This is a genomic window from Neobacillus sp. 19 (genome assembly GCF_049463095.1).
Lineage (GTDB): Bacteria > Bacillota > Bacilli > Bacillales > Cytobacillaceae > Neobacillus.
This window is the reverse complement of record NZ_JBMPZU010000025.1, coordinates 19,322-29,087: the sequence shown is the minus strand read 5'-3', so window position 1 is coordinate 29,087 and position 9,766 is coordinate 19,322. Positions and strand designations below refer to the sequence as shown.

11 protein-coding genes are annotated in these 9,766 nt (G+C 42.7%); 10 read left to right on the top strand and 1 reads right to left on the bottom strand.

Annotation, left to right across the window (positions count from 1 at the left end; genetic code table 11):
• The first annotated feature begins 73 nt into the window (after positions 1 to 73).
• On the top strand, positions 74 to 331 hold the full coding sequence (locus ACO1D1_RS06110) for a hypothetical protein (RefSeq protein ID WP_423335272.1): 258 nt from the start codon (positions 74 to 76) through the stop codon (positions 329 to 331).
• A gap of 162 nt (positions 332 to 493) precedes the next feature.
• Entirely contained in the window at positions 494 to 1,030 is a 537-nt protein-coding gene (spoVT, locus tag ACO1D1_RS06105; RefSeq protein WP_007084190.1) for a stage V sporulation protein T, read from the top strand.
• A gap of 44 nt (positions 1,031 to 1,074) precedes the next feature.
• On the opposite strand, the gene ACO1D1_RS06100 is transcribed toward spoVT, so the two are convergent.
• Positions 1,075 to 2,232 (bottom strand): pyridoxal-phosphate-dependent aminotransferase family protein, encoded by a 1,158-nt coding sequence (locus ACO1D1_RS06100; protein ID WP_423335271.1) that lies wholly within the window; start codon positions 2,230 to 2,232, stop codon positions 1,075 to 1,077.
• A 135-nt stretch (positions 2,233 to 2,367) separates the two neighbouring features.
• Here ACO1D1_RS06100 and ACO1D1_RS06095 point away from each other — a divergent pair, with 135 nt between their 5' ends.
• The 8 genes from ACO1D1_RS06095 to yabQ all read left to right on the top strand — a co-directional run bounded on the left by ACO1D1_RS06095 (position 2,368) and on the right by yabQ (position 9,761).
• Positions 2,368 to 3,084 carry a (Fe-S)-binding protein gene (locus ACO1D1_RS06095; protein WP_149868053.1) on the top strand — a complete coding sequence of 239 codons (717 nt, stop codon included), beginning with the start codon at positions 2,368 to 2,370 and terminating at the stop codon, positions 3,082 to 3,084.
• Positions 3,085 to 3,115: 31 nt separating this feature from the next.
• Positions 3,116 to 4,546, top strand: coding sequence for a LutB/LldF family L-lactate oxidation iron-sulfur protein (locus ACO1D1_RS06090; protein WP_423335270.1), 1,431 nt, complete (start codon positions 3,116 to 3,118; stop codon positions 4,544 to 4,546).
• A gap of 1 nt (position 4,547) precedes the next feature.
• Complete coding sequence (locus ACO1D1_RS06085; RefSeq protein ID WP_149868055.1) at positions 4,548 to 5,267, top strand: LutC/YkgG family protein; 720 nt, start codon at positions 4,548 to 4,550, stop codon at positions 5,265 to 5,267.
• Between the two features lie 119 nt (positions 5,268 to 5,386).
• Positions 5,387 to 7,000: a putative polysaccharide biosynthesis protein gene (locus ACO1D1_RS06080; RefSeq protein WP_423335269.1), complete on the top strand. Its 1,614-nt coding sequence runs from the start codon at positions 5,387 to 5,389 to the stop codon at positions 6,998 to 7,000.
• A 2-nt stretch (positions 7,001 to 7,002) separates the two neighbouring features.
• The gene (mazG, locus tag ACO1D1_RS06075) at positions 7,003 to 8,472 is read left to right on the top strand and encodes a nucleoside triphosphate pyrophosphohydrolase (protein WP_149868056.1); all 1,470 of its coding nucleotides are present in this window, start codon (positions 7,003 to 7,005) and stop codon (positions 8,470 to 8,472) included.
• 18 nt (positions 8,473 to 8,490) lie between these two features.
• A complete protein-coding gene (locus tag ACO1D1_RS06070) occupies positions 8,491 to 8,757 on the top strand; it encodes an RNA-binding S4 domain-containing protein (RefSeq protein ID WP_149868057.1) in 267 nt (88 codons plus the stop codon).
• 72 nt (positions 8,758 to 8,829) lie between these two features.
• Positions 8,830 to 9,132 (top strand): sporulation protein YabP, encoded by a 303-nt coding sequence (gene yabP / locus ACO1D1_RS06065; RefSeq protein ID WP_149868058.1) that lies wholly within the window; start codon positions 8,830 to 8,832, stop codon positions 9,130 to 9,132.
• The gene (gene yabQ, locus ACO1D1_RS06060; RefSeq protein WP_149868059.1) at positions 9,129 to 9,761 is read left to right on the top strand and encodes a spore cortex biosynthesis protein YabQ; all 633 of its coding nucleotides are present in this window, start codon (positions 9,129 to 9,131) and stop codon (positions 9,759 to 9,761) included. Before yabP ends, yabQ begins: the two co-directional genes overlap by 4 nt.
• Positions 9,762 to 9,766 lie beyond the last annotated feature (5 nt).

Sequence of the window (9,766 nt, the reverse complement as noted above, 5' to 3'; positions counted from 1 at the left end):
TGTTGTGTGCTTCGTTTGGTTATACAGGTTCATACAGCCAAACCCAACAACCTAGATAGGCGTTTTCGCATTTATGGTGGAACGCTTTGCGCGTTTTTCGTGCGCCGCTTCATTGATAAGTGAGCAGATCACTGCCACGCTTGATGGAGCGAAACTATTTGCTCTTAGCAGCCCGTTTGGCCGGAATGTCAATCCGGGTATGGAAGGATCAAGGTTAAAAATCGTAATTAAAACGAAAGAGTTTGGAACCGCAGAGTGGCTTCATATTGTCAGCGAATTGGTTAAAGGTATTCCATTAGCTAAACGGGGACAGGAAAATCCCGTTAAATAATTTGAAAAAATAGTATGTTTGTGAATAGAACTTTCCAGATGAAAGATACTAAGTTCAAAGTTGGTGATGACTGGAAAAGCTGAAGCTAGACAGTTACATAATTCAAAAGCTTTGCCAATCACCAAGTTGAAAAATCATCAGATGAAAGTGAGGCAACATTGGATGAAAGCAACTGGAATAGTTCGTCGAATCGATGATTTGGGTCGTGTTGTCATTCCCAAAGAAATACGCAGAACTTTGCGTATCCGCGAAGGGGACCCGCTAGAGATTTTTGTGGATCGGGACGGGGAAGTGATTTTAAAGAAGTACTCACCAATCAGCGAATTAAGCGATTTCGCCAAAGAATATGCAGAAGCCCTATTTGACAGCCTCGGTAATCCTGTTTTAATTTGTGATCGAGATACGTATATTGCCCTTGCTGGCGGTTCTAAAAAAGATTATCTAAATAAGAATATTAGCGATTTGGTCGAAAAGACAATGGAAGAACGAAATTCCGTGCTACATACCCAGCAGGGTGATATTGCATTGGCTGACGGAAATGATGAAACAGTCTCTTCTTATACCATAGGGCCGATTATTGCGAATGGGGATCCTATTGGTGCAGTTATTATTTTTTCTAGAGAAGGAACGCTTGGAGAAGTGGAACAAAAGGCGGTGGAAACAGCCGCAGGGTTCTTAGCGAGACAGATGGAATCATAATATTAAATGAAAAAAAGACAGCGCGTGCTGTCTTTTTTTATGAGCTATTTTCGATTTGCATTCAAGAATATGGTTTGTGCCGCCCTTACCCCTGCCCCTGGTTCGAAGGAATAGGAGAAGTCTTGGAGGCCTGCTTCCATAAGTGAAACCGCCTCAAGGACGTCACTTGGGAAACAATAGCCCATATGGCCGAATCTGAAAATTTCCCCTTGCAAAGACCCCAGTCCGCCGGCAAAATCAAGGTGGTAGTTCTGCTTCAAATGTCTAAGGAAGGATGAAAGCTCCAGCCCCTCAGGTGTACGGATCGCGGTAATCGTTGGTGAGGCATACTCATCGCTGGTCAGCAGACCGATTGAGAGAGCCTTCATAGCCCCCCGAACCATATTTTTCATCAGTTCATGTCTGGCCACAGTTTGTGTGAACCCGCCTTCTTCATCAATTAAATCACAGACAGCGGAAAGGCCAAAAATCAGTGAAACCGCAGGGGTGTTTGGTGTCATTCCTTTCGCTGCCCATTCGCGATAGCTTACTAAATTGAGGTAATAGGACGGTGTTTGATTTTCCTCTATTACCTTCCATGCCCGCTTGCTTATGCTTAAAAGAGCAAGTCCAGGCGGAAGCATCATCGCTTTTTGCGAGCCTGTTACTAAAATATCAGTTCCCCATTGATCCATTTCCGCAGGAGCACCGCCGATGCAGCTGACCCCATCGACAATAAATAACGCATCCGTCTGATTACTTACAACCTTGGCTAATTTTTCAATCGGGTTTAGAATTCCGGTTGACGTTTCATTATAGGTGGCAAAAACCGCCTTAATGTTTGATAAAGGTTTAAGAAACGCTGCAAGATCTTCCTCCGTACAAGCGTCGCCCCAAGCCGTTTCAAGCTTATGTACATGAAAACCATATTTCTCACAAATAGAGACGAAATAATCGCCAAAGGCGCCAACAGTAATGACCACGACTTCCTCGCCTGGAGAAACAGTGTTCACAGCTGCGGCCTCTAATGCAGCGGTACCGCCAGATGGCAGCAGCAAAATATCCTGCTTCGTTCCGAAGATCGGTTTCACCCTGTTCGTTGTTTCTTGAAAAAGCTGAACAAATTCTTCACTGCGATGGCTGATCATATCCTGATTCATCGCCAGCTGCACCTTTTTAGGTATGGGAGTAGGTCCGGGGTGTCTTAAAATATTTGGGTACATTTATTTTCCCTCCAGTATTTGATTAATTAAAAAATTCCAATATCTAACTTAAATTATAGATCAAATGGAAGGGGAAAGGAAAAGTTTCCCGAATAAATGTAGGATACGAAATAAGTTTATTGAGAGGGAGAAAAAATGAAGGTCACTCTTTTTGCGACATGTATAGTTGATCTATTCCAGAGCAATGTAGGCAAGGCCGCGGTTGAATTGCTTGAAAGACTTGGATGTGAAATTGAATTCCCGGAGTCCCAAGTTTGCTGCGGCCAGCCTGCTTATAACAGCGGCTATGTTAAGGAATCAAAAGAAGCAATGAAACGGATGATTGAAACATTCCATCATGCTGAGTATATTGTGTCGCCATCCGGATCCTGTGCATTTATGTTCCATGAGTATCCACATATTTTTGCAGGAGATCCTGTTTGGGAACCAAAAGCAAAACAATTAGCCGAAAAAACATATGAGCTGACGCAATTTATTGTGGAAGTGTTAAAAATTGAGGATGTTGGCGCTACGTTTGAGGGAACGGCTACCTATCATACATCTTGTCACATGACACGATTATTGGGGGTAAAAGAACCGCCAATGATTCTTTTAAAAAACGTAAAAGGGTTAACGTTCACCGAGTTGCCAGGGAAAGAACAATGCTGCGGCTTTGGCGGCACGTTCTCAGTGAAAAATGCCCAAATTTCAGAGCAAATGGTTGATGAAAAGGTTGGACATGTTGAAGAAACAGGAGCGGATTACCTAATTGGTGCAGATGGAGCCTGCTTAATGAACATTGGCGGGCGTATGGAAAGGTTGGGCAAACCGGTAAAAGTCATGCATATTGCCGAAGTATTAAATAGCCACTAAGAAGCGGTTTAAAGTTGGGGGGGAATTTCTTATGGCGATGAAGATCGGTACGGAAAAGTTTAAGGAACGTGTTGATCATGGGATTCATGATCAATTTATGCGCGGTGCTGTCGCTGGAGCACAGGACGGTATGGGGATTAAACGAAAAGTTGTTACGACCGATGAACTGGATAATTGGGAAGACTGGAGAAATCACGGCGAGGAAATCCGTCAGCACGTCCTCGCGCACCTCAACTATTATTTGGAGCAGTTAAGTGAAAACATTGCGGGCAGGGGCGGTCATGTCTTTTTTGCCCAAACAAAGGAAGAGGCCAATGACTATATTAGAGAAGTTGTTAAGCGCAAAAATGCAAAAAAAGTCGTGAAGGCCAAATCGATGGTGACGGAGGAAATCAGCTTGAATGATATGTTGGAGGAAGAAGGCTGTGAAGTAGTAGAAACAGACCTCGGTGAATATATTCTTCAACTGGATGAGCATGATCCTCCCTCACATATTGTTGTGCCCGCACTTCATAAAAACAAAGAACAGATTCGTGAAGTATTTGCGAAAAAACTTGGCTACACCCAAACATCAAAACCAGAAGAACTTGCCTGCCAAGCACGTGTGACACTGCGCGAGAAATTCCTCGAAGCCGATATCGGTATTACTGGCTGTAATTTCGCGGTAGCTGAGACGGGCTCCTTCAGTTTAGTGACGAATGAAGGGAATGCTGATTTAGTGACAGCCTTGCCGAAAACACAAATCACCGTCATGGGAATGGAACGGATTGTTCCAACCTTTGAAGAAATGGAAGTTCTCGTTAGTCTGTTAACCCGGAGTGCAGTCGGGCAGAAATTAACCAGCTATATTACCGTTTTAACGGGTCCCCGTGAAGAAGGGGATGTGGATGGTCCGGAGGAATTCCATCTTGTTATCGTCGATAATGGCAGATCGGAAATCCTAGGCAGTGAGTTTCAATCCATTCTTCAATGTATTCGCTGCGGGGCTTGCATAAATGTCTGCCCTGTCTACCGTCATATCGGCGGTCATTCTTATGGTTCCATTTATCCGGGACCGGTGGGGGCCGTTTTGTCGCCGTTACTAGGGGGATATGATGAATATAAAGAACTTCCTTATGCCTCTACCCTTTGTGGTGCGTGTACGGAAGTCTGTCCGGTGAAAATTCCCCTGCATGATCTTCTTCATCAACACCGGGTCAATATTGTTGAAAAAGAAGGCAAGGCACCTGTGTCTGAAAAACTATTAATGAAGGCGTTTGGGCTTGGTGCGGCATCACCAACTCTTTATAAAATTGGGTCAAAATTGGCTCCCGCTGCGATGAATAGATTTACGGCAGGAGAAAAAATCTCTAATGGACCGGGTCCCCTTAAGGCTTGGACGGATATTCGGGAATTCCCTGCTCCAAATAAAGAGAGATTCAGAGATTGGTTTAAAAATCGCGAAAAAGGAGGCAGCAACTAGCATGAGCGGCACAATCCAAAATCGAGAGGGATTTTTAAATCAGCTTGCCGTCCGTCTTAATCGGCCGAGGATTTCGGCACCGATTGAAAAACCAATTTGGAAATATCAGCCGCAGTATGAGGTATTAAAGGATGCCACACAAGATGAATTGTTAGCCGTCTTGGAAGAGCATTGTAAAAAAATTCATACCAAATTATATACTACCGACCTAAAAGACTTGCCAGCGGTTGTCGATGATGTCGTTCGAGATTATGGAGGCGGTCCGGTTGTCACGTGGAAGGATGCCAGGTTCGCTGAATGGGGGCTGAATTCCTTGTTTCAACAGGAATGGGCTGCACAAAATATCGATGTGTTTGAATGGGATTACCGTTTAGGGGACGAAAATATTCAGAAGGCAGAAAACGCTAATGTCGGCATCACAATCAGTGAAATAACTCTTGCTGAATCGGGAACTGTCGTCCTTTTTAGTGATAAAGATAAGGGCAGAACGGTCAGCTTTTTACCGGCAACATCAATAATGTTGATTCCCAAAAGCTCGCTCGTTCCAAGAATGACCCAAGCTGCAGTGAAAATGCGTGAAATGTATCATCAGAGTGGACATGTTGCCTCCTGTATCAATTTTATAACCGGTCCAAGTAACTCTGCTGATATTGAATTGAACCTTGTTGTCGGGGTACATGGCCCGATTAAAGCAAGTTATATTGTAATAAATGATTTATAAAGAGTTTTTCCGTTTACTAAAACCGGGCATTTGCCCGGTTTTTCTACATTTATCAATACATCCCGTACTTGTGCTATAATTACCTTCGAGTTTAGTTAGTAGGTGAACGAATGAAATCCATGAATCAGTCGACTATGCTTTTTAAAGGTGCTTTTATATTAACAATTGCGGCATTACTTACGAAAATTTTAAGTGCATTTTACCGGATTCCTTTTCAAAATATTGTTGGTGATATTGGTTTCTATATTTATCAACAGGTATATCCATTTTATGGGATAGCCATCGTGCTGTCGACGACGGGATTTCCGGTTGTGATTTCAAAGCTGTATGCAGAACAAATGGAAAAAGGGGATGATGAAAAATCCCGCCTGCTTCTTTTCGTATCCTTTGTTTATTTGCAAGTAATCGGTTTCCTTTTGTTTCTCATTCTTTATGGCGGTGCAGATCACATTGCGGGTTGGATGAAGGACCCGCAATTAGCGGTTTTATTTAAGGTCATTTCCATTGTGTTTTTAATCTTTCCGTTTGTTTCAATCATAAGAGGATATTATCAAGCCATTGGGGAAATGACTCCGACAGCGTTATCACAAGTAGGGGAACAAACCATTCGCGTTTTGACGATTATTTTTCTATCCTCTCTTTTCATGGAAAAAGGATTTTCTCTCTATTTTGTCGGCGGCGGGGCGATGGTTGGCTCAATTACGGGAAGTATGGTTGCGAGCCTTATTCTGTTTATGTTTTTACAGAAACGTAAAGAATGGAAAGGTATGGCTCCAAGCAAGGGAATCTTTCAAAATAATTCTCTGGAAGTGAAGCGGATCGTTAAAATGCTCACGTTTCAAGGGCTGATGATTTGTTTAAGCGGAATGCTGATGATCTTTATGCAGCTGGCAGATTCGTTAAATCTATTCTCCTTGCTTGTCTCAAGCGGCACGGAACGAGAGGCTGCCAAAAGCTTAAAGGGGGTTTTTGACCGTGGCCAGCCGTTAATCCAATTAGGAACAGTTGCTGCGGCCTCCATGGCATTAACACTAGTTCCGCTCATAAGCCGTGAGCGATTAGCCACAAAATCGGATAACCTTACCCGTAAAATCCAAGTGGCGATTAAGGTAAGTATCGTGATTGGACTTGGTGCCTCATCAGGCCTATGGGCGATTATTGAGCCCACCAATATAATGCTGTTTGAAAATGGAAATGGTTCTGATGTATTAGGTGTGCTAAGTTTTGTTGTTCTTTTTACCTCGGTCATATCAACTATTATTGCGATTATGCAGGGACTTGGCAATCTGCTTTATCCAGCTTTAGCAGTAATGCTCATATTTCCGCTGAAATATCTATTGAACATGATGTTCATTCCGTTGTTAGGGACAATGGGAGCCGCTGTTTCTTCGCTTATGGCTTTGGGACTGGTAACCTTTTGCTTAGTCTTTAAATTTAAAAAAATGATCGCCGTTCCACTGTTTACGTATCGCATTTTAGGAATCGTCCTAACAGCAGCAATAACGATGGTTGTCGTTTTAAAAGGTTATTTATATGTAACCAATCCAATCATTGCTATGCTGGAGTCAGATCGGCTAGGGGCGGCCTTGCAGGCGTTAAGTGCCGTTTTACTTGGAGGCAGTCTCTTTTTAGTTATTATCATTAGAGGAAACGTATTTCTTGAGGAAGATCTGCGTGAATTCCCATTTGGAAGCAAATTAATCCATCTACTATCGCGAAAGGACAAGGAGTAACCATGGATAAAAAAATTGAAATACTTGGCTTAGGAGCAGGAGATGCAGAACAGCTTCCAGTCGGGATATATAAGAAATTACTACATGCCGGAGGGCGCATATTTTTACGAACGAAAGAACATCCCGTGGTGGCAGATTTAGAAAAAGAAGGACTGAACTATTCATCCTTTGACAATGTCTACGAGAAACATGATCAGTTTGAAGCGGTCTACGAGGAAATCACGCGGACACTATTGGTAGAGGCGCAAAGCGGTCCAATCATTTACGCGGTTCCGGGGCATCCGCTTGTGGCAGAGCGTACGGTTCAGCTCCTTTTGGAATATGGGCCGGCCGAAGGTGCAGAAATCATGATTGGCGGCGGGCAGAGTTTTCTTGATCCTCTTTTTGCTTCATTAAAAATTGACCCTGTTGAAGGGTTCCAGTTGCTCGATGGCACAGCACTCGCGGCTTCTCAGCTGCAAATTGACCAGCATTTGATTATTAGCCAGGTATACGACCAATTCGTAGCATCAAATGTAAAGCTAACTCTAATGGAGAAATTACCAGATGATTATCTGGTGCATATCGTAACGGCAGCAGGAAGTAAACAAGAGCACATTGAAAAACTGCCCTTGTATGAGTTGGACCGAAACGTCTCGGTTAATAACCTGACGTCTGTTTATGTCCCGCCGGTGAAGGATGAGGAAATTTTACTGAAAAATTTCTCGAAGCTGCGTGAAATCATTGCGGAACTGAGAGGACCTAACGGCTGTCCATGGGATAAAGAACAAACGCATGAATCATTGAAAAAATATTTGATAGAAGAAACGTATGAAGTCATCGAGGCGATTAACAACGAGGATATTGATAATATAATAGAAGAACTTGGCGATGTCCTTTTACAGGTCATGCTTCATGCACAAATTGGCGAGGATGATGGCTATTTTTCTATTGATGACATTATTGAAGTGCTGTCAGAGAAAATGATTCGCCGGCATCCGCATGTGTTCGGAACAGGGAAGGCAGCCAATGCCGAAGAGGTCGTGCAAAACTGGCAGGAAATTAAAAAACAGGAAAAGGGCGAAGCGCCATCATCCTTACTAGCAGGTGTCTCAAAAGCACAGCCAAACTTACTGCGGGCCTTTGAACTGCAAAAATTAGCGGCAAAGGTTGGCTTTGATTGGCAGGAAATTACCCCTGCATTGGCGAAAGTGAAAGAGGAGCTCGAGGAATTTACGCTTGAGCTGGATGGAACAGAAGCAGGAATGATCCGTGCGAAGCAGGAATTTGGCGACTTACTCTTTGCCTTTGTGAATGTGGCAAGATTCTTGAAAATTCATCCTGAGGAAGCGTTATTTGAAACAAATGAAAAGTTCATACGCCGGTTTCAATACGTTGAAGAAGGGGTAAGCTCTAGCGGACGGACATTTAAAGAGCATACACTTGAGGAGCTCGACAAGTATTGGGATGAGGCAAAAGAAAAGGGTCTTTAAAAAGGGAGGAATGCGCTTATGCGTCTAGATAAGTTTTTAAAGGTATCGAGATTAATTAAACGAAGAACATTGGCAAAAGAAGTTTCTGATCAGGGGAGAATCGAAATTAATGGAAAAGAGGCAAAGGCCAGCTCAACTGTGAAAGTAGGAGATGAATTGACACTTCGTCTTGGGCAGCGGAGAGTGACGGCAAGAATTGACCGAATTCAAGAAACCTCACGCAAGGATGAGGCGGCGGAGATGTATACGATTTTAAAGGAAGAGAGACTCGGCTCAAACGACTAAAGCTGTTCTATTTTTAACGTTCTTCACATACATTTTACCAAAAGGTTGTACAAATGATTGTGAGGGATGAGGATGAGTCAATATTATGATAGCAATCCGCCAAAGAGTAGTGTTCCGGATCATGATGTCATCATGAGAGGAAGAAGGCTCCTTGAGATTACCGGTGTAAAACAGGTAGAAAGCTTTGATAACGAGGAGTTCCTATTAGAAACGTCCATGGGGTTTTTAGCCATCAAGGGGCAAAACCTGTCGATGAAAAACCTTGATGTCGAAAAAGGGATTGTCTCGATTAAAGGCAAGATTTTTGACCTAGTCTACTTAGATGAGCAGCACGGGGAGAAAGCTAAAGGCTTCTTTAGCAAGTTATTCCGATGACCCTTTCCACGCAATTTCTTACAATGCTTTCGATGATTGGCATGGGGTCGTTATTTGGCGCCATGTTTGATACGTATCAGAGATTTTTAAAGCGCCCCAAACAAAAAGCTTGGATTGTCTTCCTAAATGATGTATTATTTTGGATCATTCAAGCTTTGATTATTTTTTATACGTTATTCTTAGTGAATAATGGGGAATTAAGATTTTATATCTTTATTGCGCTTGTTTGCGGGTTTGCCGCCTATCAAAGCCTGCTGAAAGGGATGTACCTTCGTTTCTTGGAAATGCTGATCCACTCCGTTATAACGACTGTGAAATTTTTGAGGAGAACCTTCCAGCTCTTGATTTATAAACCTGTTGTGGGTCTAATCCAGTTAATCGTGGCGATCCTTTTTGCACTTGGCAGGGGACTATTCACCCTTGTCAAATTTGTTTTAAAGGTTTTATTATTGGTTGTAAAGATTATTGTTGTACCGGTGAAAACAATATTGTTATTATTTTGGAAACTTTTGCCGAAAGGTATTAAAAAAACCGTCGAGAAGTTATATAATAATACGGCAGGAAATTTTAAGAAAATCAGGAATTATATTAGTAAGTGGTTAGAAAAATGGAAAAGCCGAAAAGAGTGAGGAGG

Excerpts from the sequence above, each read along its gene's own strand:
- yabP (WP_149868058.1), top strand. The coding sequence starts at position 8,830 with ATGAGTCAATATTATGATAGCAATCCGCCAAAGAGTAGTGTTCCGGAT.
- ACO1D1_RS06090 (WP_423335270.1), top strand. The coding sequence starts at position 3,116 with ATGGCGATGAAGATCGGTACGGAAAAGTTTAAGGAACGTGTTGATCAT.
- ACO1D1_RS06095 (WP_149868053.1), top strand. The coding sequence starts at position 2,368 with ATGAAGGTCACTCTTTTTGCGACATGTATAGTTGATCTATTCCAGAGC.
- mazG (WP_149868056.1), top strand. The coding sequence starts at position 7,003 with ATGGATAAAAAAATTGAAATACTTGGCTTAGGAGCAGGAGATGCAGAA.
- ACO1D1_RS06080 (WP_423335269.1), top strand. The coding sequence starts at position 5,387 with ATGAATCAGTCGACTATGCTTTTTAAAGGTGCTTTTATATTAACAATT.
- ACO1D1_RS06100 (WP_423335271.1), bottom strand. The coding sequence starts at position 2,232 with ATGTACCCAAATATTTTAAGACACCCCGGACCTACTCCCATACCTAAA.
- ACO1D1_RS06070 (WP_149868057.1), top strand. The coding sequence starts at position 8,491 with ATGCGTCTAGATAAGTTTTTAAAGGTATCGAGATTAATTAAACGAAGA.
- yabQ (WP_149868059.1), top strand. The coding sequence starts at position 9,129 with ATGACCCTTTCCACGCAATTTCTTACAATGCTTTCGATGATTGGCATG.
- ACO1D1_RS06085 (WP_149868055.1), top strand. The coding sequence starts at position 4,548 with ATGAGCGGCACAATCCAAAATCGAGAGGGATTTTTAAATCAGCTTGCC.
- ACO1D1_RS06110 (WP_423335272.1), top strand. The coding sequence starts at position 74 with ATGGTGGAACGCTTTGCGCGTTTTTCGTGCGCCGCTTCATTGATAAGT.
- spoVT (WP_007084190.1), top strand. The coding sequence starts at position 494 with ATGAAAGCAACTGGAATAGTTCGTCGAATCGATGATTTGGGTCGTGTT.